General features: G+C 56.9%; 20 protein-coding genes. 10 read left to right on the top strand and 10 right to left on the bottom strand.

Going from position 1 to position 23,166, the window contains the following annotated elements:
* Positions 1-41: 41 nt before the first annotated feature.
* The 6 genes from fhuB to hrpB form a co-directional block, all read right to left on the bottom strand.
* A complete protein-coding gene (gene fhuB, locus KTJ90_RS15610) occupies positions 42-2,021 on the bottom strand; it encodes a Fe(3+)-hydroxamate ABC transporter permease FhuB (RefSeq protein WP_140033799.1) in 1,980 nt (659 codons plus the stop codon).
* Positions 2,021-2,899 carry a Fe(3+)-hydroxamate ABC transporter substrate-binding protein FhuD gene (gene fhuD / locus KTJ90_RS15615; protein WP_008925622.1) on the bottom strand — a complete coding sequence of 293 codons (879 nt, stop codon included), beginning with the start codon at positions 2,897-2,899 and terminating at the stop codon, positions 2,021-2,023. The genes fhuB and fhuD overlap by 1 nt, the downstream gene beginning before the upstream one ends.
* A 10-nt stretch (positions 2,900-2,909) precedes the next feature.
* Complete coding sequence (gene fhuC / locus KTJ90_RS15620; RefSeq protein WP_039658726.1) at positions 2,910-3,704, bottom strand: Fe3+-hydroxamate ABC transporter ATP-binding protein FhuC; 795 nt, start codon at positions 3,702-3,704, stop codon at positions 2,910-2,912.
* A 43-nt stretch (positions 3,705-3,747) separates the two neighbouring features.
* The gene (fhuA, locus tag KTJ90_RS15625) at positions 3,748-5,955 is read right to left on the bottom strand and encodes a ferrichrome porin FhuA (RefSeq protein ID WP_110411640.1); all 2,208 of its coding nucleotides are present in this window, start codon (positions 5,953-5,955) and stop codon (positions 3,748-3,750) included.
* A 199-nt stretch (positions 5,956-6,154) separates the two neighbouring features.
* Entirely contained in the window at positions 6,155-8,689 is a 2,535-nt protein-coding gene (gene mrcB / locus KTJ90_RS15630; RefSeq protein WP_078804730.1) for a bifunctional glycosyl transferase/transpeptidase, read from the bottom strand.
* A gap of 98 nt (positions 8,690-8,787) precedes the next feature.
* Positions 8,788-11,271 carry an ATP-dependent RNA helicase gene (hrpB, locus tag KTJ90_RS15635; protein ID WP_499025340.1) on the bottom strand — a complete coding sequence of 828 codons (2,484 nt, stop codon included), beginning with the start codon at positions 11,269-11,271 and terminating at the stop codon, positions 8,788-8,790.
* Positions 11,272-11,301: 30 nt separating this feature from the next.
* On the opposite strand from hrpB, the gene thpR reads away from it, so the two are divergent.
* The 9 genes from thpR (at position 11,302) to panD (ending at position 18,359) form a co-directional block, all read left to right on the top strand.
* A complete protein-coding gene (gene thpR, locus KTJ90_RS15640) occupies positions 11,302-11,859 on the top strand; it encodes an RNA 2',3'-cyclic phosphodiesterase (RefSeq protein ID WP_187512969.1) in 558 nt (185 codons plus the stop codon).
* Positions 11,837-12,541: a DNA/RNA nuclease SfsA gene (gene sfsA, locus KTJ90_RS15645; protein WP_008925616.1), complete on the top strand. Its 705-nt coding sequence runs from the start codon at positions 11,837-11,839 to the stop codon at positions 12,539-12,541. Before thpR ends, sfsA begins: the two co-directional genes overlap by 23 nt.
* Before the next feature lie 247 nt (positions 12,542-12,788).
* Positions 12,789-13,244, top strand: coding sequence for an RNA polymerase-binding protein DksA (gene dksA / locus KTJ90_RS15650; protein ID WP_008925615.1), 456 nt, complete (start codon positions 12,789-12,791; stop codon positions 13,242-13,244).
* Positions 13,245-13,317: 73 nt separating this feature from the next.
* Complete coding sequence (gene gluQRS / locus KTJ90_RS15655) at positions 13,318-14,196, top strand: glutamyl-Q tRNA(Asp) synthetase (protein ID WP_499025346.1); 879 nt, start codon at positions 13,318-13,320, stop codon at positions 14,194-14,196.
* 86 nt (positions 14,197-14,282) lie between these two features.
* A complete protein-coding gene (gene pcnB, locus KTJ90_RS15660) occupies positions 14,283-15,701 on the top strand; it encodes a polynucleotide adenylyltransferase PcnB (protein WP_219848844.1) in 1,419 nt (472 codons plus the stop codon).
* Complete coding sequence (gene folK, locus KTJ90_RS15665; protein ID WP_499025348.1) at positions 15,698-16,183, top strand: 2-amino-4-hydroxy-6-hydroxymethyldihydropteridine diphosphokinase; 486 nt, start codon at positions 15,698-15,700, stop codon at positions 16,181-16,183. The genes pcnB and folK overlap by 4 nt, the downstream gene beginning before the upstream one ends.
* 83 nt (positions 16,184-16,266) lie before the next feature.
* Entirely contained in the window at positions 16,267-17,061 is a 795-nt protein-coding gene (panB, locus tag KTJ90_RS15670) for a 3-methyl-2-oxobutanoate hydroxymethyltransferase (protein ID WP_499025350.1), read from the top strand.
* Between the two features lie 15 nt (positions 17,062-17,076).
* The gene (gene panC / locus KTJ90_RS15675) at positions 17,077-17,931 is read left to right on the top strand and encodes a 4-phosphopantoate--beta-alanine ligase (RefSeq protein WP_499025353.1); all 855 of its coding nucleotides are present in this window, start codon (positions 17,077-17,079) and stop codon (positions 17,929-17,931) included.
* Positions 17,932-17,978: 47 nt separating this feature from the next.
* A complete protein-coding gene (gene panD / locus KTJ90_RS15680; RefSeq protein ID WP_008925609.1) occupies positions 17,979-18,359 on the top strand; it encodes an aspartate 1-decarboxylase in 381 nt (126 codons plus the stop codon).
* A 66-nt stretch (positions 18,360-18,425) separates the two neighbouring features.
* Here the strand turns inward: panD and KTJ90_RS15685 are convergent, their stop codons facing one another.
* The 3 genes from KTJ90_RS15685 to KTJ90_RS15695 form a co-directional block, all read right to left on the bottom strand.
* On the bottom strand, positions 18,426-19,439 hold the full coding sequence (locus tag KTJ90_RS15685; RefSeq protein ID WP_033763229.1) for an acyltransferase family protein: 1,014 nt from the start codon (positions 19,437-19,439) through the stop codon (positions 18,426-18,428).
* Between the two features lie 423 nt (positions 19,440-19,862).
* Complete coding sequence (locus tag KTJ90_RS15690) at positions 19,863-20,633, bottom strand: ABC transporter permease (RefSeq protein WP_003854661.1); 771 nt, start codon at positions 20,631-20,633, stop codon at positions 19,863-19,865.
* The gene (locus KTJ90_RS15695; protein WP_003854662.1) at positions 20,630-21,559 is read right to left on the bottom strand and encodes an ABC transporter ATP-binding protein; all 930 of its coding nucleotides are present in this window, start codon (positions 21,557-21,559) and stop codon (positions 20,630-20,632) included. The genes KTJ90_RS15690 and KTJ90_RS15695 overlap by 4 nt, the downstream gene beginning before the upstream one ends.
* A 108-nt stretch (positions 21,560-21,667) precedes the next feature.
* On the opposite strand from KTJ90_RS15695, the gene can reads away from it, so the two are divergent.
* Positions 21,668-22,324: a carbonate dehydratase gene (gene can, locus KTJ90_RS15700; protein WP_003854664.1), complete on the top strand. Its 657-nt coding sequence runs from the start codon at positions 21,668-21,670 to the stop codon at positions 22,322-22,324.
* 81 nt (positions 22,325-22,405) lie between these two features.
* Here can and hpt read toward each other — a convergent pair whose 3' ends face one another.
* Positions 22,406-22,942 carry a hypoxanthine phosphoribosyltransferase gene (gene hpt / locus KTJ90_RS15705; protein ID WP_008925605.1) on the bottom strand — a complete coding sequence of 179 codons (537 nt, stop codon included), beginning with the start codon at positions 22,940-22,942 and terminating at the stop codon, positions 22,406-22,408.
* Positions 22,943-23,166 lie beyond the last annotated feature (224 nt).

Here is a 23,166-nt window from a genome sequence, read left to right on the forward strand (position 1 = left end):
GTAACGTTAAAGATGAAGACCGGCTTGCGCTGGTCTTTTTTTTAACCTGAACGACGCAGCAACCAGATAAAGTAAGGTGCACCTAAAAATGTCGCCATCAGCCCGGCAGGAATTTGATCCGGGAATGCCAGCATTCGCCCGCACCAGTCAGCCAGCACCATCAGTCCCGCCCCCAGTAATCCCGACAACAGCAGTTGCGGCAAGGCACGCCGGAATCCCAACATGCGCGCCATGTGCGGCGCCATTAATCCAACAAAACTCAGCGGACCAATAGTCAGCGTTGCGCTGGCGGTCAGCGCGGCTGCCAGCAGCAGCAGACTCAGCCGCGCGGGCGTTAATGCCATGCCGGCCGAGCGTGCGGTAGCACTTCCCAGCGGCAGCAGCGTCAGCCAGCGGCTCGCCAGTGGTGCCAGCGAGACCAGCAGCAGCGCACAGAGTGCGCTCTGGATCGCCTGACTGCCGCTGATGTTATAGGTTGAGCCGGAGATCCAGCTCAGCAGCCCGCCCATGCGGGGATCGCCACTTGCCAGCAGCAGCATCAGCAGGGTGACAAAGGCGCTGTTAAGCGCCATACCCGCCAGCAGCATTCTCTCAGGTGAGAAGCCGCCACGACTGGCTACCGCCATGATCACCAGCAGCGTCAGCGCGGCCCCCATCGCACCGGCGGGCAGCAGCCATGCCATCGCATCGCCCGGCACTAAGAACATCATGACGACGACGCCACAGGCGGCACCTGAACTGATGCCCAGCACTTCCGGGCTGGCCATAGGATTACCGGTCAGCCGCTGGATCAGGCTCCCCGCCACGCCCAGCATCAGGCCGGTCACCAGCGCAGCCAGCACGCGCGGTGCACGCCACGGAAGCAAAGAGTGCAGCATCTCGCCCGATGACCCGACCCAGCCCAGCGCATCACGCCCAAACGCCAGCGCACCCCACACCAGCAGGGCAAGCACCGCGAGACCCGTCAGCGTCCAGCGCAACAGGTTTTGTCGCTCGGCGGGTACGTTGTCGCCCTGATTCAGGGCGGGCGGCACTGAACCCGTACGCAGTCGCGGCAGCAGCCACAACAAAATGGGTACACCGAGCAGTGCCGTGGCCGTTCCGGTCGGGATATCGCGCCAGTGTGCGCTAAGCCATAACACGCAACTGTCGGCCAGCCACAGCAGCAGCGCGCCGGTAAGCGGTGCCAGCAGCATCCGGCTGAGGAGCCGTCGACCACCCAGCAGCTTCGCCAGCAGCGGCGCAAACAGTCCGATAAAACCGATGATACCGGCGACATTCACCAGCTGTGCACTAAGCAGGATTGCCAGCCCGAGGCCACCGATACGCGCCACCGAGAGCGCCAGCCCCAGATTTTTTGCTACACCATCATCCAGCCCCATCAGTGTCAGCGGACGCAGCAGCGCCAGCGCCAGCAGAAACGCCAGCAGCAGGCGCGGCCAGAGCTGCTGCACATTTTCCCAGCTCATCTGATTCAGCGCGCCGGTGCTCCACAGAAACATGTTCTGCAGCTGATCGTGATTGAAGATAGCGAAGATTTGATTTACCGCACCGCTGTAGAAGCTCAGCACCAGCCCGGCCAGAATCAGCGTCACCGGCGACAGACGTTTGCCCCAGGCCACACCAAACACCAGCGCGGCCACCAGCAACGCTCCGCCAAGCGCGGCAAACTGCTGTGTCAGCGCGCCGCCCGGCAGATGCCACAGCGTCGCCACGGTAATGCCCAGCTGTGCGCCGGAAGAGACACCCAGCGTGGTGGGTTCGGCCAGCGGGTTCCGCAATATCTGCTGAAACAGCAGACCGGCAAGCCCCAGCCCGGCGCCCACCAGCAGCGCCAGCGCCGTGCGCGGCAGCAGGCTGTAGTGAAACACCATCTGCGGCAGGCTATCGACCGTCGGTGACCAGAATGCCTGCCACCACTCATGCTGCGGCAGCGCATGGTGCAGATTAACCAGCGTCAGGCTGAGTGAGAGCAGAAACAGCAGGCTGAGGAGACCTGCGGGAAACAGAGCATGGCGCATCAGTGCGTCTCCAGCGCGCGTTCCAGCACGCGAACAAAGTGCAGCGCCGAAAGCGTAGCACCGTAATACCAGACTGCAGGGACGCGCTGAAAGCGTCCGGTGCGAACAAACGGCATGGCCTGCCACAGCGGGCTGCGCATCAACTGCTGCATCTCTGCGTCATTGTCATGATCAAAACAGATGACATCCACATTTCCAGCCTGCGCCAGCTGCTCGATGCCGATTACCGCGCTACCCCAGAAATTTGTTTCGCCCTGCCAGCCATTTTTCAGGCCCAGCAGCGTCATTACTTCCAGGAACAGACTGTTTTTACCAAAGGTGATGGCGTGACGGCTGTCAAGCAGCGACATCAGCAGAATCGTGCGTCCGGCATAGGGCGCCAGCCGCTGACGCGCCTGTGCCAGTTGCGCATCGACCTCGCGCAGATGTTGCTCAGCGCGATCGCGTAATCCAAGTCTCGCCGCCAGCTTACGCAGCGATGCCCGCGCGGCGGTGAAGGGTTTCCCGTCGCCGCTGTGAAGGTCAAAGCCCATGATCGGTGCGATGCGTGTAAGTTTCTCTTCAGGCGGGCCATAGCCATTTGAACAGAGGATCAGCGACGGCTGCATTTGTGCCATCAGCTCAAGATTAGGTTCGGTGCGCAGACCCACATCGATCACGTCCGCAGGCAGCGGCGGCTCCCCGACCCAGATGTTGTAGTTGTGCAGATCAGCCACGCCCCAGGGCGTAACGCCCAGAGCGATCAACAGTTCGGTGGGAAGCCACTCCAGTGCAATAATCCGGCCCGGATTGGGCGTGGCAGCACGCAGGGGAAGTGCACAAAACAGTGGCGAGGCCGCGAGTGCCAGCAACAGTCGGCGGCGATAAAGATCGGGCATCATCCTTTCCTTAACAAACAAAACTGACCGGCGCGCCGCCCTGCGGATGCGGTAAAATGCCCATCGGGATGCCATAAATCGCGCCGAGCACCTCAGGCTGCATAATCGCCTGCGCGTTACCTTCGGCAATCATCGCGCCCTGACGCAGCGCCACCAGATGATCGCAGTAGCGGGCTGCCATATTGATATCGTGCAACACCGCAATTACGGTTAAGCCGCGCTGCTGGCTCAGATCTTTTATCAGCGCCAGCACCTCAACCTGATGAGCGATATCCAGCGCCGACGTCGGTTCATCCAGCAGCAGACAGCGACTGTTCTGCGCCACCATCATCGCCAGCCAGGCGCGCTGACGCTCACCGCCCGACAGACTGTCCACCAGTCGCCCGGCAAAGGGCTTTAGCCCGACCTGGGCAATCGCATCTTCTACCCTGTCCCGATCGTCCTGCCCGAAACGGCCCAGCGCGCCGTGCCAGGGATAGCGACCAATCGCCACCAGTTCACGCACCGTCATCCCTTCGGCTGCCGGTAACTGCTGCGGCAGATAGGCCACCTCGCGGGCAAACGCTTTGCTGTTCCAGCGCCCGACCGGCTGCTGATTCAGCAGCACCTCTCCGCCGCTGGCCACGTGATGACGGCCCAGCATTTTCAACAGCGTCGACTTACCGGAACCGTTATGACCAATCAGCGCGGTCATTTTGCCAGGTGGAAAGGTCAGCGAGAGGGGCTGAAGGAGAGTTCGGCCGGGCACTTCAAAACTGGCGTTTGCCAGCGTAAAAGTCGCCTCTTCTGCGTGCGGATGCGGCATGGTTATCCCTGTGAACGAACGGGCGCCGAAGCGCCCGGTTAAATCAGAATCTGAAGGTCGCGGTGCCGACAATCTTACGCTCCGCGCCCCAGTAGCAGGCGTATTCCCGGTAGCAGCTGGCGACATACTCGCGGTTGAACAGATTGTTGACGTTAACGCCCACCGTTGAGCCCGGCAGACCGAAACGACCGAGGTCATATTTAAGCGCCGCATCTACCGTGGTGTAACCGGCAACCTTAAAGTTCTGGTTCTGCTCGGTGCCGGTGCTGTAGAGACCCTGGCTCTCGCCGACATAACGCACACCCGCGCCCACTGTCACACCCGACAGGGCTGTCTCGTGGAAGGTGTAGTCACTCCAGAGTGAGGCCATATTTTTAGGGACGCTCACCGGCGTTCGGCCTTTCAGCTGCGTATCTTCGGTATATTCCGCATCGGTATAGGTGTAGGACGCCGTCAGGTTAACGTTGGCATTCAGCGCCGCTTTCGCTTCCAGCTCTACGCCGCGCGACCGGATTTCACCGCTCTGCACGCTGGCAAACGGATGATTGAACGTATCAGGATCGGCCGTCAGGTTTTTGGTTTTGGTCAGTTGAAAAACGGCTGCGGTGAGCACAACCGGACGATCTTTAGGTACGTACTTCACGCCCGCTTCATACTGTTTAGCGCGCGACGGATCGAATGCCTGGCCATCAAAGGTCGATCCGGCATTTGGAATAAAGGCTTCGCTGTAGCTGAAATAAGGCGCGATGCCGTTATCAAACACGTAGTTCAGACCACCACGCCAGGTAAAGGCCTGATCGTTCTGGCGATCAACGGTGTCCGTCACCCGATCGTAAACCGAAGTCATGGCATAGTCGTAGCGGCCGCCCAGTGTCAGCACCCAGCGGTTCCATTCCATCTGATCCTGTGCATAGAGGCCGGTTTGACGCTGCTTGTTGAGGTGCTGATAGGGATTGGCAAATGGCGTGACGCTATTATCGCCATATTGCGGATTTACCGCATTCAGGTTCGATGCCGAGCCAAACTGTGCGTCGATATCATTGCGGGTCCGCTGGAAGTCCACGCCCAGCAACAGCGTATGATCAACCTGACCCGTGGCAAACTTCGCCTGCGCCTGGTTATCCACCGCAAACTGATTGAGCTTCTCTTCTGAAACGGCCGAACCTCGCGTGATCTGCTGCGTCTCCGGCAGGAAACCGTTACCATAAATACTGCGGTAATCGGTGCGCAGGTCGGCGTAACGCAGGTTCTGGCGCAGCGTCCAGGTGTCATTGAAGCTATGCTCGGCGTTATAGCCGATCATTTTGGTGGTGCGTGAAATCTTGTTGCTCTGCTCGCCTTCATCGAAGTTGGTCGGCAGTTTATACTGGCTGCCATCGGCACGCGTGATGGGGACGACCGTGCCCTGACGCGGTAGCCAGCCGTAATAGCCGGTTTCGGGTTCGTTCTGGAAATAGGTCAGCAGGTCAACGCGGGTGCGATCGTCGGGACGCCAGCTAAATGCGGGCGCGATGGTGTAGCGCTTCTCTTTGTTCATCGCCTGCTGCGCATCCTGACTGCGCGCCTGGCCGGTCAGGCGATAGCTGTAGACGCCGTCATCATCCAGCGCCCCACCAAAGTCAAATCCCGTTGAGAAGAGGTTATCGTTGCCCATCTGGAACTGCACTTCACGCAGAGTTTCCTGGGTCGGACGCTTGCTCACCAGCGAGACCACACCGCCAGGATTGCTTTTGCCGTAGAGTACCGACACCGGACCGCGCAGCAGTTCGGCGCGCTCCAGAAAATAAGGATCGATGGCAAACTCAGAGTAGTTATCCCCCTGCAGTTTCAGGCCATCCATATACTGATTGGTATTAGTTTCGCTGAAGCCGCGAATCGACAACGCATCAATCACATCTGAGCTGCCACGGTTACCGGTCAGTACGCCAGGCGTATAGTTAAATGCCCCTTTCACGCTGGTGACATTGCGCATTTCCATCTCTTCGCGGGTGACCACGGAGACAGACTGCGGATTTTTTTCAATCGGCGTATCGGTTTTCGTACCGGTGGCGCTGCGTTTGGCTGCCACAGTGGGTGCCGGGCCCCAGGCGCTTTCCGCCTCGGCGCCGCTGCCGCCATCCGCTGAAACCACCATCGTCTCCGCCTGTGCGGCGTAAAGTGAGGTGCTCAGACTGAGAGAGATCATGATGCCCAGAAGCGGTCGGGAAAATGTTTTTTTGGTGTCGGCTGCAAAAGTCGTTCGCGCATTCATAAATGTGTCTCAGAAAATAGGCCCTTAAGGGCGAATCGAAACGATAATGATTATTATAACGGATTAGATAATATGCGAACTTCAGCGGACACTGCAAGAAGAAATCCCAGTCGTGACGCCGTTTGCAGGGCGATTGATGCGTATTAATCAGCAACAAAAAAAGGGCGCCGAAGCGCCCTTATAAACCTGTCTGACTGATTTATTTGCCAAACATATCTTTGATCCAGCCTGCTACGCCGTCGCTGTCTTTCTGCTCCTGCGGTTGCTGGGCCGGTTGTTGTTGCGGCTGCTGCTGTTGCTGCTGTTGATCAAACAGCTGTTGCTGCTGCTGAACCTGCTGCTGCTGTTGCTGACACAGCGCATTCGGATCCAGCGCCCACACCGGCAGAGAACGCCAGGTGCTGCTGCCCGTGCCACAGACAAAGTTACCGGCTGAATCGACATTCATCATCGACACATCCTCCGGTGGCGTCAGCTGCAACGGCATCGGTGCCTGAATGTCGAGGTAACGACGATAAAGCTGCATCGCGCCACTGGCACCATAGAGTTTGGTCGGCTGGTTGTTATCGCGCCCCACCCAGGTGATCGCGACTTCTTTGCCATCAATACCGGCAAACCAGCTGTCGACCAGGTCGTTGGTGGTACCGGTTTTACCGGCCAGATGCGCATTCGGGAAGCGCGCACCCAGTGCACGGGCGGTACCGTGGTCAGCAACCTGCTGCATGGTGTAGAGCGTCAGATAGGCCGCCTGCGCGGGTTCAACCCGTTCTGCCTGCGGATAGCTCTGATAGAGCACGCTACCATCTTCCGCAATCACCGAACGTACTGCAGAGAGCGATGCGCGGTTACCGCCGCTGGCGATTGACTGGAACGCCTGCGCCACTTCAACCGGCGTCAGGTTCATGGCACCCAGCAGCATCGCCGGAACCGGATGCAGCTGATCTTTCGGCACACCCAGCTTGCTCCAGGTATCCACCACCGCATCCAGCCCCAGCGTCATACCGAGGTTAACCGTCGGCACGTTCATGGAGTTGGTCAGCGCATCCACCAGCATCACTTTTCCGCTGAAGCGACGATCGTCGTTCATCGGTTTCCAGACGCTGCCGTTTGGCTGCTTCAGCGCAATCGGCTCATCGGCGATCCAGCTGTTCAGCCGGTAGCTGTTTGGCTGGCTCAGCGCGGTGAGGTAGGTGGCGGGTTTCGCCAGTGAACCAATAGAGCGGCGCGCCTGTAACGCACGGTTGTAACCGGCGTACTGCGGATCGGCACCGCCGACCATGGCGCGGACTTCACCGCTAAAGCGGTCAACCACCACCATCGCGGTTTCCAGATCTTTCAGGCCACGCTGTTTTTTCAGCGTCGGAATACCATCAATAACGGCTTTTTCGGCTGCATCCTGTGACACCGGATCCAGCGTAGTGAAGATTTTCACGCCGGAGAGATCTTTAATCTTATCGCCCAGTTTCGCCTGAAGCTCGTTACGCACCATCTGCATAAAGGCAGGCTGCGGCGTGATCACACCCCCTTTCGGCTGCACGCCCAGCGGACGCGCCGACAGCATGTCATACAGCTCCTGGTCGATCACTTTCTGCTGCTGCAACAGGCGCAGCACCAGGTTGCGTCGTTCCAGCGCCAGTTTCGGGTTACGCCACGGGTTATAGAGCGACGCACCTTTCACCATGCCAACCAGCATCGCCTGCTGATCCAGACTGAGCTCATCCACCGGGCGGCCAAAGTAGTAAAGGCTCGCCAGCGGGAAGCCGCGGATCTGATCACTCCCTGCCTGACCGAGATAGACCTCGTTCAGATAGAGTTCCAGAATGCGATCTTTGCTGTAGCGCGCATCCATGATCACCGCCATATAGGCTTCACGCGCTTTACGCCACAGTGAACGCTCGTTGGTGAGGAACAGGTTCTTCACCAGCTGCTGGGTCAGCGTACTGCCGCCCTGCACCGCTTTCCCGGCCGTGATGTTCGCCAGGAAGGCGCGACCAATGGAGTACGGGCTGATGCCATCGTGCTCATAGAAATGGCGATCTTCGGTAGCGATCAGCGTATCGACCAGCAGATCCGGGAAACCGGCGCGTGGCACAAAGAGACGCTGTTCACCATTCGGCGACTGCAGCATGGTGATCAGGCGTGGATCGAGGCGGAAAAAGCCAAAATCACGGCCGGTTTCGAGGTTTTTAATCTCGCTCAGCTCATCTTTCGTGAAGCTCATGCGCGCGTGGATCTGTCCCTCTTTACTGTCGGGGAAATCAAACGGGCGACGCAGCAGATCGATGGTGTTGCCCTTCACCGAAAACTCGCCAGGGCGGGTAATTCGGGAGACTTCGCGATACTGGGTTCCTTCCAGCAGCGCCACCATTTCACTTTTGTTGTAGGCCATACCCGGTTCCAGGCTGACCATGCGACCATAGACGGTCGCGGGCAGTTGCCACACTTTACCGTCAATACGGCTGCGAATTTCTGAGTCGAGGTAGATGCCCCATGCGACCATGACCACCACAAACACCAGGAACAGTTTAATTAACCATCCCAGCCAACGGCGTTTGCCGCGCGGCGGTTTTCCACCTTTACCTTTACGTGGCACCGGCGCTTCCTCCTCGTCATCATTAAAATCGTCCTGATCGATATCCTGTTCGATATCCCTGCGTCGTCCCCGGCCCGCACTGCTGCGCGGCGGCAACGGTTTACCTTTGCGCCCTATTGGTTCGCGATCGTTCCCAGACATGACTTTTTTTCTCCAGGCAGTGCTTACGGCAGCGCCGCTACTCTAACTGCTTTCTCGCGTGCCGCATGGCAGAACCCTCTGAATTCGATCCAGCGGACTCAACCCTGCGGGGACATTTTTTTGGTTCGCCTTGTTGGCAAGGCATTGGCCGGATCCTCTGGCCAGGGATGTTTAGGATAACGCCCCTTCATCTCTTTCCTGACTTCAGGCCAGGCACCGCGCCAGAACGCCGCCAAATCGCGGGTGATCTGCAATGGGCGCTGGGCGGGCGATAACAGCTCCAGCACCAGCGGAATACGTCCTTCCGCCACGGCAGGATTCGTCGCCTCACCAAACATCTCCTGAATCCTGACCGCCAGCGCGGGCGGCTTGTCCGCATCATAGCGGATCGGCAGCCGGCTTCCGGTCGGCACAGTGTAATGAGTTGGCAGCACAGTATCCAGCCGCTGACGTTGCGACCATGTGAGTAAATGTAAGAGTGCCGTCGTCAGGTTCACCGCCTGCAGGCTGCGGAGATCGCGCACTGCTGACATCTGCGGCAATAGCCACTGTGGCAGGCTCTTAAGCAGGCTCTCATCGTCTGTGGCGGGCCAGCTCTCTTCCGGCAACCACTGCGCCGCACACTGGATGCGCAGGCGCAGCTGTTCGGCATCCGGCGTCCAGCCCAGCACCGACAGACCTTTTTCGGCAATCCAGCGCAACATGGCTGCGTGCAGCACCGCCGGTTCCGGGCGCGCCATCGGCTGGGTCTTCAGTATCAGCGCGCCAATCTGCTCGCGTCTGAACGCGCGCAGTGTGCCTTTCTCTTCGTCCCACTCCACTTCAGTACGGCGCTCAATCAATGCGGGCTGCTGCTGGCACAACGTCTCAATGTCGACCGGTAGCGCCAGCAACATCCGGGCATCCGGCGTGGTACTGCCCTGTAACAGAGCAGGCGCAATCAGCCATTCATTGCGTGTCAGGCCATCCTGCTCATCCAGTCTGGCACCCAGGCCGTTGGCCAGTTGATAACGGCCACTCTGGTCACGTCGCCGCGCCAGCCGATCGCCAAAACCTGCCGCCAGCAAGCCAGCGAAACGATCTTCATCGACCCGTCCGCCACGAATTTTGAGTCGTTGCTGCCACTGCTGCGCGCGTCGCTGCCATGGAGACTGTGGCCGATGCAGGGCATCCCGCAGATCGGGACTGCCGCTACGCGGAGGATCTTCCAGAATCGCCACCAGCAGCGCGGCGCTGGCAACCGCATCCGTTTCATCGCCTGCGGCACAGAGCATAGCAGCCAGTCGGGGATTGCAGCCCAGCTGCGCCATGCGCCGTCCCAGCGTGTTGAGCAGGCCGTTGCTGTCCAGCGCACCCAGGCGAGTCAGCTGCTGTTTTGCGGCATCCAGATTTCTGGCGGGCGGCTGATCCAGCCACTGTAACTGGTGCGGCTCGGTACAGCCCCACTGCAGCAGATCCAGCCACAGCGACGAGAGATCGCTGTTCACAATTTCCGGTTCGCTCTGCGCCGCCGCACGGGATGCCTGCTCCTGCGGTAACAGATGCAGACAGAGTCCCGGCATCAGTCGCCCGGCGCGACCTGCACGCTGGATCATGGATGCCTGGCTGATTCGCTGGGTCTGCAGCCGCGTCACGCCGCTGCGGGCGTCAAACAGAGCGCTGCGCTCAAGCGCGCTGTCGACCACCAGCCGGATCCCCTCAATGGTCAGGCTGGTCTCAGCGATATTGGTGGCAAGCACCACTTTGCGGCGTCCGGCAGCAGCGGGAAGTATCGCCCGGCGCTGCGCCACCAGCGGCAGTGCCCCATAGAGCGGTGTCAGGTCCACGTCGTCGCTGATGCGTGATTCCAGTTCGCGTTTCACCCGTTCAATTTCCGCCACGCCCGGCAGAAACAGCAGAAGTGATCCGGCTTCATCGCGCAGCAGCTGGGCGACTTCACGCGCGACCGCCTCTTCAAAACGCACGTTCTGATTCAGCGACGCATAACGACGCTCAACCGGATAGCTGCGCCCTTCTGAGACAATCAATGGCGCATCCGGCAGCAGCGCCGCCAGTCGGGCATTATCCAGCGTGGCGGACATCAGCATGATTTTAAGGTCGTCGCGCAGCCCCTGCTGCACATCGAGCAGCAGCGCCAGCGCCAGATCGGCCTGCAGGCTGCGCTCGTGAAACTCATCAAGGATCACCAGCGACACGCCCTCCAGCATCGGATCGTGCTGAAGCATGCGCGTGAGCATGCCTTCGGTCACCACTTCAAGCCGGGTCTGTGGCCCGACGCAGCTTTCGCCACGCATCCTGAACCCCACCGTGGCTCCCGGCTGCTCACCGAGCTGCTCCGCCAGCCGCTGCGCGACATTACGCGCCGCCAGCCGGCGTGGCTCCAGCATAATGATTCGTCCCGGCAAGGCTGCATGCTGTAGTAACTGCAAGGGCAGCCAGGTCGATTTTCCCGCGCCGGTGGGCGCGGCCAGCAGGATTTGAGAGGCGTCACGCAGCGCCGCCAGGATGTCAGGCAGCACCACGCTGACCGGTAAATCGCTCACAGCAAACTCCGCTTCTGCCTGTGCTAAGATGGCGCGCATTGTAGCACGTGATATTTGCCGGAGAGCGCCATGCCGACACAACGCTTATTTTTTGCCATCAGCCTGCCTGACGAGATGCAGCAGCAGCTGGTGCACTGGCGGGCAGACAACTTTCCTGCCGAGGCGGGCCAGCCAGTGGTCGCAGCGAATCTGCATCTGACGCTGGCATTTCTGGGTGAGGTCGCGCCGCAAACCTCCCAGCAACTGCAAACGCTGGCTTCCCGCATTATCCAGCCCGGTTTTGATCTCGACCTGGATGATGCCGGACACTGGCCACGTCCGGGCGTGGTCTGGCTGGGTTGCCAGCGCGCACCACGGGGTCTGCTGCAGCTCGCCAGCCTGCTCCGTGCGCAGGCCGCCCGACATGGCTGTTACCAGAGTCCGCAGCCGTTTCATCCACATATCACGCTGTTACGCCATGCCACTCAGCCGGTTGCGTTACCGCCACGCGGCTTTCACTGGCGTTTTCACGTCTCCACGTTTTCCCTGTTTGCCTCTGAATATTCCCGGGGCCGCACCCGCTATCGCGCTCTGGCCAGCTGGCCATTAACGTCTCAGGATCCGCATGCACTTCTCTCCTCCTCTTAAACCCGCCCGCCTGATTGCCCGTTACAAACGTTTCCTTGCCGATGTTATGACGCCGGACGGTGAGGTTCTGACGATCCACTGTGCCAACACCGGCGCCATGACGGGCTGTGCTACGCCGGGCGATCGGGTCTGGTATTCAACGTCCGACAGCCTGACCCGCAAATACCCTCACAGCTGGGAGCTGACCGAAACGCAGCAGGGCCACTGGATTTGTGTCAATACTCTGCGCGCTAACCAGCTGGTGGCTGAAGCGCTGGATCAAAACAGGCTGCCCGCGCTGGCGGGGTATTCCCAGCGTCAGGCGGAAGTAAAATATGGCAGTGAAAAAAGCAGAATTGATTTCCTGCTCAAGGCAGATGCCCGGCGCAACTGCTATATTGAGGTGAAATCCGTAACCCTTCTCCATGAAGGAAAAGGTTATTTTCCGGATGCGGTGACGATTCGAGGACAGAAGCACCTGCGTGAACTGGCGACAGTTGCAGCAGAGGGTCATCGGGCCGTTTTGTTGTTTGCCGTTTTGCACTCGGGGATTGAGGACGTTTCCCCGGCACGCCACATTGATGCGGTGTATGCAGAACAACTGGCTCAGGCGCAACAGGAAGGCGTAGAGATTTTAGCGTATCAGGCAGACTTATCGGCGGAGGGAATGTTTCTTAAATCGCCGATCAACGTAACCTTGTAATATCTTTTGCAATTTTATGTGTTAAGAATGTTCTGAGCTAAGGGCTGAATACGCTGTTCCTCACAGGCTTGTCAAGGTGTGTTCATGAAGAATTGCCAACCCTGACTGCTTCTGTTATTTATAGCGGCCTGTTTTTTTCCCCAATGGGGGATCGATGTACCCCGCAGACGTTAAATGCAGGCTGGCAGCAACGCCACTGCGAGACGGAAGTCAGAGGGTATAGTGCGTGTTATCCAGGAGAAGCAACATGCAAGAAGGTCAAAACCGTAAAACATCGTCCCTGAGTATTCTCGCTATCGCTGGTGTTGAACCTTATCAGGTGAAGCCAGGCGAAGAGTATATGAACGACGCGCAGCTGACCCATTTTCGCAAGATTCTGGAAGCCTGGCGTAATCAATTGCGGGACGAAGTCGATCGTACTGTATCGCATATGCAGGATGAAGCCGCTAACTTCCCGGACCCGGTTGACCGTGCCGCGCAGGAAGAGGAATTCAGTCTGGAGCTGCGTAACCGCGATCGCGAACGTAAACTGATCAAAAAGATCGAGAAGACGCTGAAGAAAGTCGAAGATGACGACTTCGGTTATTGCGATTCCTGTGGCGTTGAGATTGGTATTCGCCGTCTCGAAGCGCGTCCTACTGCCGATCTCTGCATCGACTGTAAGACGTTAGCAGAAATTCGTGAGAAACAAATGGCCGGCTAATGCCGCGTCCAGCCTGTTACCACGCAGCGGAACAAATGTTTGTTTGTCCGCTGCGTGGTCACTTCTGAATCCTATGCCATCCTCCTGTGTCGGTCGCTTCGCCCCTTCTCCCTCTGGTGAACTCCATTTTGGCTCGCTTATTGCTGCCCTGGGCAGTTACCTGAGCGCACGCGCGCAAAACGGCATCTGGCGGGTAAGAATTGAAGATATCGATCCGCCACGGGAAGTATCCGGTGCCGCCAGCCGTATCCTGCATCAGCTGGAACATTACGGCTTAACCTGGGATGGCGATGTGTTGTGGCAGTCACAGCGTCATGAAGCCTACCGGGAGGCGCTGGCCTGGCTGCAGCAGCATCGCCAGAGCTATTTCTGCACCTGCCCGAGGCGTCGCATCCAGGAGATTGGCGGTTTCTATGATGGTTACTGCCGGGAACGACAACGCGGACCCGCAAATGCCGCGTTACGTTTGCGACAGCATGCGCCGGTCTTTGCGTTTGACGATCGACTGCGCGGCCATGTGGAGGCGGACCGACGCCTGGCACAGGAAGACTTTATCATTCACCGTCGTGATGGCCTGTTTGCCTATAACCTGGCGGTGGTTGTCGATGATCATTTTCAGGGTATTACCGAAGTGGTTCGCGGCGCAGATCTTATTGAGCCGACGGTACGACAGATTGCGCTCTATCAGCAATTTGGCTGGCCGGTGCCTGCCTGGTTACATCTGCCGCTAGTGCTTAACCATGATGGCAATAAGTTATCAAAGCAGAATCATGCACCTTCGCTGCCGGATGGCGATGCCAGACCGCTGCTGGTGGCAGCATTGCGTTTCCTTGGACAGCCTGTTTCAGACGGCTGGCAGGACTTAACGCAGGACAAACTGCTGTCTGATGCGGTGTCGCAGTGGAATATCGCTTTGATGCCGCAACAGAACGCCCTGAAACCGGATGCATAGACAACAGCATTCTCAAACGGTTCTCAACAGGCTATGATTAGCCGCTGATTTTACCTACACCCTAATTGCCACTGTCGAGGTGTCCCATTTTTACCCGAGTAGCTAATTTTTGCCGGAAAGTCCTGAAGCGTGATGAAGAGGAAGCCCCAGCAGAGGTTGAACCAGAGCGTCTGATGACCATCATCCCTCGTGAAAGCCATACCATCTCACGTAAAGACATCAGCGAAAATGCCCTCAAAGTGCTCTATCGCCTGAACAAAGCCGGTTATGAAGCCTATCTGGTAGGCGGTGGCGTGCGCGATTTGCTACTGGGGCAAAAACCCAAAGATTTCGACGTGACCACCAACGCCACGCCAGAGCAAATGCGTAAGCTGTTCCGCAACTGTCGCCTGGTCGGTCGTCGTTTCCGTCTGGCACACGTCATGTTTGGCCCGGAAGTGATCGAAGTCGCAACGTTCCGTGGCCATCATCAGGTGGAAGAGATTGCAGAAGATCGTAACAGTTCGCAGCGCGCCCAGAGTGGCATGCTGCTTCGCGATAATATCTTTGGTTCTATCGAAGATGATGCCCAGCGTCGCGATCTCACCATCAACAGCCTCTACTACAGCGTGGCTGATTTCAGCGTGCGCGACTATGTCGGCGGCATCAGCGATCTCGAACAGGGCATTATCCGCCTGATTGGCGATCCGGAAACCCGCTACCGTGAAGATCCGGTGCGGATGCTGCGCGTTGCGCGTTTTGCCGCCAAGCTCAATATGCGTATTGCGCCGGAGACCGCCGAGCCGATTCCGCGTCTCGCTTCGCTGCTGCGTGATATCCCGCCTGCACGCCTTTTTGAAGAGTCACTGAAACTGCTACAGGCCGGATACGGTTACAGCACCTATCTTAAACTGTGTGAATATCAGCTGTTCCAGCCGCTGTTCCCGACGCTGGCACGCAACTTCACGGAAAACAGCGACAGTCACATGGAGCGGATGCTGGCTCAGGTGCTGAAAAATACCGATAACCGCATTCACAACGATATGCGCGTTAATCCGGCATTTCTGTTTGCCGCGATGTTCTGGTATCCGCAGCTTGAAGCGGCCGAACGCATCGCGCAGGAAAGTGGCCTGACCTACTTCGAAGCTTTTGCGATGGCGATGAACGATACGCTGGATGAAGCCTGCCGTGCGCTGGCGATTCCGAAGCGTATTACTTCGCTTATCCGCGATATCTGGCTGTTGCAGTTACGCATGTCACGCCGTCACGGTAAACGTGCCTGGAAACTGATGGAGCATCCGAAATTCCGCGCCGCTTACGATCTGCTGGCGCTGCGGGCAGAAGTGGAAAATAACCCTGAACTGCTGCGCCTGAGCCAGTGGTGGGGTGAATTCCAGGTGGCTGCGCCGCCACATCAGAAAAACATGCTGAATAACCTGGGTGATGATCCGGTGCCACGCAATAAATCGCGTCGTCCGCGCCGCCGTCCTTCCGCGCCGCGTCGTGACAATCAAAACGCCTCATGACACGGGTTTATCTCGCGTTAGGCAGTAACCTGGCCGATCCGCTGCATCAGGTTGATGCAGCGCTGACCGCACTGGATGCGTTGCCGCAGACGCAACGCATCGCGACCTCTCCGTTCTACCGCACGCCGCCCTATGGCCCACCCGATCAGCCCGATTTTCTCAATGCCGCAGTGGCACTTGAAACCGATCTCAGCGCAGACGCGCTGCTTGACCATACCCAGCGGATTGAGCTGGAGCATGGCAGGGTGCGCAAGGCAGAACGCTGGGGTCCCCGCACGCTGGACATCGATCTGATGCTGTTTGGCGATGCAGTGATCAACACGGAGCGGTTGATTGTGCCGCATTATGATCTGCAGAATCGCGCCTTTATGCTGGTGCCGCTGCTGGCGATTGCCCCGGATGCCCACCTGCCCGACGGCCGCGCACTCAGCACTTTTCTTGCCGCCCTCGACAGTAGCAGCATCGTGCTGTGGCACGGCTGATCAGACAAACGCAACTCTCTGATTCCGCTCTTTCACGCTATCCAGTAAACTGCGCCCATCAGAATTCCTGAGTTGAGAGCGCCATGAAACCCACCACGATTTCACATCTGCGTCAGGCGAAAGCCAGCGGTAAAAAGTTCGCGACGCTGACCGCCTACGATTTCAGTTTTGCCCGTCTGTTTGCCGATGAAGGTATTCAGGTGTTGCTTGTTGGTGATTCACTGGGAATGACGGTGCAGGGGCACGACTCCACGCTGCCGGTCACGGTCAGCGATATCGCTTATCACACCACCGCCGTACGCCGGGGTGCGCCGCAGGCACTGCTGCTCGCCGATCTGCCATTTATGAGTTATGCCACGCCACAGCAGACCTTCGAGAGTGCCGCACGGCTGATGCGTGCCGGCGCCAATATGGTGAAACTGGAAGGCGGCAGCTGGCTGGCTGAGACCGTGCAGATGCTGACCGAACGGGCCGTGCCGGTGTGTGGTCATCTTGGCCTGACGCCACAGTCGGTGAATATCTTTGGCGGCTATAAAGTACAGGGTCGTGATGAAGCAGGCGCAGAGCAGCTGCTGGCCGATGCACTGGCACTGGAAGCCGCTGGCGCGCAGTTGATGGTGCTGGAGTGCGTACCGGTGTCGGTGGCGCAGCAGATTACCGACGCACTCACGATACCGGTGATTGGCATTGGTGCCGGTAACGTCACCGATGGTCAGATTCTGGTCATGCATGACGCGCTGGGCGTGACTGGCGGTCACATTCCCAAATTTGCTAAAAATTTCCTGGCGGAGACCGGCGATGTTCGCGCGGCGATTCGCCACTATATCGCCGAAGTCGAGGCCGGTACTTACCCGGCGGCAGAGCACAGTTTCCAGTAATCCAGGAGAGTCACCGTGTTGATCATTGAAACGCTGTTGATGCTGCGCCAGGAAGTCCGTCGCTGGCGTCAGCAGGGTAAACGCATTGCGCTGGTGCCGACCATGGGCAACCTGCATGAAGGCCATCTGACACTGGTGGATGAAGCGCGCGCCCGCGGCGACATCGTCATTGTCTCGATCTTTGTCAATCCCATGCAGTTCGATCGCGAAGATGATCTCGCGCGGTATCCGCGCACGCTGCAGGAAGATTGTGAAAAGCTGAACCGTCACCAGGTGGATGTGGTTTTTGCGCCTTCACCGGCTGAAGTCTATCCGCAGGGTACCCAGAATCAGACCTTTGTTGAGGTGCCGGTGCTCTCTTCCCTGCTGGAAGGCGCGATGCGACCAGGCCATTTTCGCGGCGTGGCGACCATCGTCAGCAAACTGTTTAATCTGGTGCAGCCCGATATTGCCTGTTTCGGTGAAAAGGATTTTCAGCAACTGGCTATCATTCGTAAGATGGTGGCCGATATGGGCTTTGACATTGAGATTGTGGGTGTGCACACCGTGCGGGCTAAAGATGGCCTGGCGCTGAGTTCACGCAACGGCTACCTGACAGCCGATGAGCGTAAGCTGGCACCGTTGCTGAGCCAGGTAATGCGTCAGATGGCGACACGGCTGGAGAATGGCGAGCGTCAGATTGACGAGATCATCGAGGCCGCCAGCGAGGCACTGCTGGCGCAGGGATTGCGTCCTGATGGCCTGGCGATTTGTGATGCGGACACACTGCAGCCGCTGACGGTGGACAGTCAGCGCGCGGTGGTACTGATGGCCGCCTGGCTGGGTAAAGCCCGCCTGATTGATAATCAAACTGTTGACCTGACGCTGTAACTCTTTCTGCGGCAGGTTGTTTTATTTCTCTGACAAGGTTTCTGGCTATGATTCGCACTGTTCTGCAAGGCAAATTGCACCGCGTCAAGGTGACGCAGGCGGACCTCAACTATGAAGGTTCCTGCGCTATCGATCAGGATTTCCTGGATGCTTCCGGCATTCTGCAATATGAAGCGATTGATATTTATAACGTCACCAATGGCCAGCGCTTTTCCACCTACGCTATCGCGGCTGAGCGCGGATCGAAAATCATTTCAGTCAACGGTGCAGCAGCCCGCTGCGCCTGCGAGGGCGATATATTAATTATCTGCTCCTATGTGCAGGTTGAGGATGCCGAAGCGCGTCAGTGGCTGCCTAAAGTCGCCTATTTTGAAGGTGACAACCAGATGAAACGTCTGGCGAAAGCACTGCCAGTACAGATCGCCTGATTAATCGTTTATCTAAAAAAAGGGCCGCCGATAAAACGGTGGCCCTTTTCAATTCTGCTCCAGCAATTAAACCGGTTTGGTTGTCATCGGCTTTGATGACTTTTTCATCGTAAAGAGGAAATTAAACCAGCCGTGTTTTCTCATCAGACATAATGTCCACGGCAATGCCAGCGCCACCAGAAACGCTGAAATAAACTTCAGGTCATTTACCCAGGCTGACGGGCTTTCAAACTTCACAATCTTACTGAAGAACTGAATCGCCAGATAATGCGACAGGTAGAAGACAATAGAGTTGACGCCAATGTAGTAAACCAGGTCAGATTTCAGCTTAAGCGCAATCCAGACAAAAAACGGAACCGACAATAGTGCCAGCGGTGATAATAACGCCTGGGAATGACGTTCCAGTATAAAGATATTCAGGCAGGAAAGAAGTACAAAACTCACTACTGAAATCAGCAGCGTCGGACCATGCTGCACTTTCTCTGCAATATCCACCTGCTTTCTCACTACGTAATCGCCGAGATAGAAGAAGACAAACAGATAAAGCGATTTGTTGATGTGCGTATTGTCGAAGCTGGCAAACACGCCATCCGCCTCAATCGCCGGCAGCGCCCAGCTCAGCGTCATACAGATGGCAAACACCAGCAGGAATGGCAGGTGACGCGCAAAGATAATCACAATAAAGAAAATAAACAGTGAATGCAGGAACCAGGTCATATCACCGCCACCGGTCAGGTGGGAGAGAATAATATTCATCGGTGATTGCGGCGTATTAGCCATTGAGCTGAACAGGATTTTTAATCCGCCGTAGACGGCTACCCAGACCACAAAAGGATAGAGAATACTGCGTACTTTGTTATTAAAAAAAGGCCCCAGGCCTTTTCTCAACCCTGCATCGACAAATAAACCCGAAACAAAGAACATCAGCCCCAGTCTTACCGGTGCCAGCATCTCGTTCAACAGGCTGCTAAAGGCGGTAAAATGTCCGGCGTTATTATGTACGGCGATAGTGCTGTGCAAAAAAATGATTGCGAGAATACTTAATCCCCGCAGATTATCGATCCACGTTATACGATTCATCTTTTCCTGCCTTTTATTAAAAACTGGCCCTGAATTCGATGCCATTTTTCTTATTGAGAACATCCCAAGCCCACCCTTTCATCCCTGAGCAGAGGAATAACCTTATTCCGGCGGTATTTTGATAATTCGTAATAAAATAAACAACAGTCAGAACTTAAGGCTATTCTTAAAAAAAATTTAACAGTTAAGAATCATTAAGATAGAGAAAGGTGTCAGATTATTATCAGATAATACTTAGGGTTATTTTTTGTGAGAAAGGATGTAAGCGAGGCGCCAGGCGGCTTCAGTGACATAACAGAAACGTCAGGGTGGGTTTCAGGGGGAATTTTAAGGCCAGCCAGAACCGCAGGTATGGATGTTTTTTACTCAGCAAAAAAAAGCCACGCCCTTATCGAAGCGTGGCCCTTATGATTCAGGTTAACGTCAGGTGCGTAATCCGCGCCCGCGCTGTATCAGCGCATAGACCAGCCAGTAGAACACCAGAATAAAGGCCACCAGTACCGTGAGCGTAAACACCAGCGGCACATCGTTAATGCCCAGGAAGCCATAACGGAATCCGCTAATCATATAAACGATTGGATTCAGTTTAGAGACCGCCTGCCAGATTGGCGGGAGCAGACTCAGTGAATAGAATACGCCGCCCAGATAAGTCAGTGGCGTCAGCACAAAGGTCGGGATCAGGCTGATATCGTCAAAGGTGCGGGCAAACACGGCGTTCAGCAGGCCGGCCAGTGAAAACAGAATGGCGGTCAGCAGCAGCGTGATCGCGACCATCGACCAGGAGTGCACCTGAAACGGCACAAAGAACAGCGAGATCGCCGTCACCAGAATGCCCACGCAGACACCACGCGCTACGCCACCGCCAACATAACCGGCAATAATAATGTGGGTCGGCACCGGTGCAACCAACAGCTCTTCAATGTTGCGCTGGAACTTGGCGCTGAAGAACGACGACGCCACGTTGGCATAGGCGTTGGTGATCACCGCCATCATGATTAATCCCGGCACGATGAACTGCATATAGCTGAAGCCATGCATCTCACCGATACGCGAACCAATCAGGTTGCCGAAGATGATGAAATAGAGCGTCATGGTGATGACCGGCGGCACCAGCGTCTGGATCCAGATGCGGGCGAAACGGTTAACCTCTTTGGCCCAGATACTTTTCAGCGCCACCCAGTACAAATGTGTCATGCTTTTGCTCCTGTTTTTCCCTGCGTCGTCAGGCCAACGAACAGCTCTTCCAGACGGTTGGCTTTATTACGCATACTCAGCACATGCACTCCCTGCGCGCTCAGCTGGCTAAAGACGCTGTTGAGGCCCTGCTCACGCAGCACTTCCACTTCAAGCGTTGAGGTGTCAGTCAGCCGGTACTGAAACCCTTCCAGCGAGGGCAGCGGACTGCGCGGTGCCAGATCCAGGATAAAGGTTTCTGATTTGAGCTTGGACAGCAGCCCTTTCATCGAGGTGTTCTCCACCAGCTCACCGCTCTGGATAATGCCGATGTTGCGACACAGCATCTCCGCTTCTTCCAGATAATGGGTGGTGAGAATGATGGTGGTGCCTTTGGCATTAAGATCTTTCAGGAACACCCACATGGAGCGGCGCAGTTCGATATCCACGCCAGCGGTCGGCTCATCCAGAATCAGCAGTTTAGGCTCATGCATCAGCGCGCGGGCGATCATCAGACGACGTTTCATGCCGCCGGAGAGCATGCGCGCACGTTCGGTGCGTTTGCCCCACAGATCAAGCTGCTTCAGATACTTCTCCGCACGCTCATTGGCTTCACGACGCTCAACGCCGTAGTAGCCCGCCTGACTCACGACAATCTGCATCACCGTCTCAAACGGGTTGAAGTTAAACTCCTGCGGCACCAGGCCGAGCTGGCGTTTGGCATTCACCACATCTTTTTCCAGATCGTAGCCAAACACCCGCACGCTGCCTTCGGATTTATTAACCAGCGAGCTGATAATGCCGATGGTGGTGGATTTGCCGGCACCGTTTGGCCCCAGCAGTGCATAAAAGTCACCCGCTTCAACGTTAAGATCGATGCCCTTCAGCGCCTGCACGCCGCCGGGATAGGTCTTGGTCAGCCGGGAAAGTTCCAGTGCATAAGTCATTCTGCATCCATACCCTGTTTTGGTGGCATTGCAATGCCGTTTAAATTTATCAGACCTTGGCATATAGTACGCGCGCGCACTTTGCGCAGTAACCGGTCGCTCAACGCCATGACAGACATTAATACCCTGATCAGAAACAACCGCGAATGGTCAAAATTACTGGTTGAAGAAGATCCCAGCTTTTTTGAGCGTCTCGCCCAGGCACAAAAACCGCGCTTTCTGTGGATTGGCTGCTCTGATAGCCGTGTCCCTGCCGAACGCCTGACCGGACTGGAACCTGGCGAACTTTTTGTTCACCGCAACGTTGCCAATCTGGTGATCCACACTGACCTGAACTGTCTGTCCGTGGTGCAGTACGCTATTGAAGTGCTGGAAGTGGAACACGTTATCGTGTGCGGCCACTACGGCTGCGGCGGTGTGCAGGCGGCAATGGATAACCCGGAGCTGGGATTAATCGACAACTGGCTGCTGCACATCCGCGACCTCTGGTACAAGCATAGCGTGTTGCTGGGGGAACTCCCGCCGGATAAGCGCCTGGACAAACTGTGCGAAATCAACGTTATTGAACAAGTCTATAACCTGGGTCACTCGACCGTGCTGCAATCTGCCTGGAAACGCGGCAAAGATGTCTCCCTGCACGGCTGGGTCTATGGCATTCAGGACGGCTGCCTGCGTAACCTTAATGTCACGGCAAACAGCCGGGAGATCCTCGAACAGCGCTACCGTAATGGCATTGCTAATCTGCGGATGAACGGCGAATCCTGAGCCGATCGCGGCGTAAAGCGCGACATAGCCTACACCAGCTAACCGGTGCAGGCCTTGGAAGAATGTGCGGTCAGAGCGGGATCAGGATTCCAGCGGCACCACTTTGCCGATATAAGGCAGATGGCGATAGTGCTGAGCATAGTCGATACCAAAGCCCACCACGAACTCGTCCGGAATCGCAAAGCCGACATACTCAACGTTTACATCGACTTCACGGCGCTCTGGCTTATCCAGCAGGGTACAGATCGCCAGTGATTTTGGCTGACGCAGCTGCAGAATCTCACGTACTTTGCTCAGGGTGTTACCCGAGTCGATGATATCTTCGACGATCAGCACATCCTTGCCACGAATGTCTTCATCCAGATCTTTCAGGATTTTCACATCACGTGTGCTGGACATGCCGCTGCCGTAACTGGAAGCCGTCATAAAGTCGACTTCATGCGGCACATCAATGGCGCGGCAGAGATCAGCCATGAACATGAATGAGCCGCGCAGCAGCCCTACCAGCACCATATCGCTGCCGCTGTCGCGGTAGTGCTCGTTAATCTCTTTGCCCAGTTCAGCGATGCGCGTGGCGATTGCCTGTTCAGGGATCATCACTTCAACAGTGTGTTTCATTGCGTTCAGCCCGGTTACGTCAGAAAGCCCCGAAGTCTATCACAGACGCAGCCGCGACGGCTGTGCGGCACCCAAAGCAAACGATTACGTCGAGAAATTTATCACACAGGGTCTGCAGGTCACAGAATTGCGCATTACCTTAGAACATTCTGGCATTTACCAGCATGATTCGCTGCATGGTAGCCTTTATCCAACAGATCGTTACTCTACTCGCGCCGCTGGCC

This window comes from Pantoea jilinensis (genome assembly GCF_019104105.1).
GTDB classification, from domain to species: Bacteria; Pseudomonadota; Gammaproteobacteria; order Enterobacterales; family Enterobacteriaceae; genus Pantoea; species Pantoea eucalypti.

Excerpts from the sequence above, each read along its gene's own strand:
- fhuD (WP_008925622.1), bottom strand. The coding sequence starts at position 2,899 with ATGCCCGATCTTTATCGCCGCCGACTGTTGCTGGCACTCGCGGCCTCG.
- folK (WP_499025348.1), top strand. The coding sequence starts at position 15,698 with ATGACACGGGTTTATCTCGCGTTAGGCAGTAACCTGGCCGATCCGCTG.
- KTJ90_RS15690 (WP_003854661.1), bottom strand. The coding sequence starts at position 20,633 with ATGACACATTTGTACTGGGTGGCGCTGAAAAGTATCTGGGCCAAAGAG.
- gluQRS (WP_499025346.1), top strand. The coding sequence starts at position 13,318 with ATGCCATCCTCCTGTGTCGGTCGCTTCGCCCCTTCTCCCTCTGGTGAA.
- panD (WP_008925609.1), top strand. The coding sequence starts at position 17,979 with ATGATTCGCACTGTTCTGCAAGGCAAATTGCACCGCGTCAAGGTGACG.
- KTJ90_RS15695 (WP_003854662.1), bottom strand. The coding sequence starts at position 21,559 with ATGACTTATGCACTGGAACTTTCCCGGCTGACCAAGACCTATCCCGGC.
- panB (WP_499025350.1), top strand. The coding sequence starts at position 16,267 with ATGAAACCCACCACGATTTCACATCTGCGTCAGGCGAAAGCCAGCGGT.
- can (WP_003854664.1), top strand. The coding sequence starts at position 21,668 with ATGACAGACATTAATACCCTGATCAGAAACAACCGCGAATGGTCAAAA.
- mrcB (WP_078804730.1), bottom strand. The coding sequence starts at position 8,689 with ATGTCTGGGAACGATCGCGAACCAATAGGGCGCAAAGGTAAACCGTTG.
- fhuB (WP_140033799.1), bottom strand. The coding sequence starts at position 2,021 with ATGCGCCATGCTCTGTTTCCCGCAGGTCTCCTCAGCCTGCTGTTTCTG.
- hpt (WP_008925605.1), bottom strand. The coding sequence starts at position 22,942 with ATGAAACACACTGTTGAAGTGATGATCCCTGAACAGGCAATCGCCACG.
- dksA (WP_008925615.1), top strand. The coding sequence starts at position 12,789 with ATGCAAGAAGGTCAAAACCGTAAAACATCGTCCCTGAGTATTCTCGCT.
- hrpB (WP_499025340.1), bottom strand. The coding sequence starts at position 11,271 with ATGCGCGCCATCTTAGCACAGGCAGAAGCGGAGTTTGCTGTGAGCGAT.
- thpR (WP_187512969.1), top strand. The coding sequence starts at position 11,302 with ATGCCGACACAACGCTTATTTTTTGCCATCAGCCTGCCTGACGAGATG.
- KTJ90_RS15685 (WP_033763229.1), bottom strand. The coding sequence starts at position 19,439 with ATGAATCGTATAACGTGGATCGATAATCTGCGGGGATTAAGTATTCTC.
- fhuC (WP_039658726.1), bottom strand. The coding sequence starts at position 3,704 with ATGCCGCATCCGCACGCAGAAGAGGCGACTTTTACGCTGGCAAACGCC.
- sfsA (WP_008925616.1), top strand. The coding sequence starts at position 11,837 with ATGCACTTCTCTCCTCCTCTTAAACCCGCCCGCCTGATTGCCCGTTAC.
- fhuA (WP_110411640.1), bottom strand. The coding sequence starts at position 5,955 with ATGAATGCGCGAACGACTTTTGCAGCCGACACCAAAAAAACATTTTCC.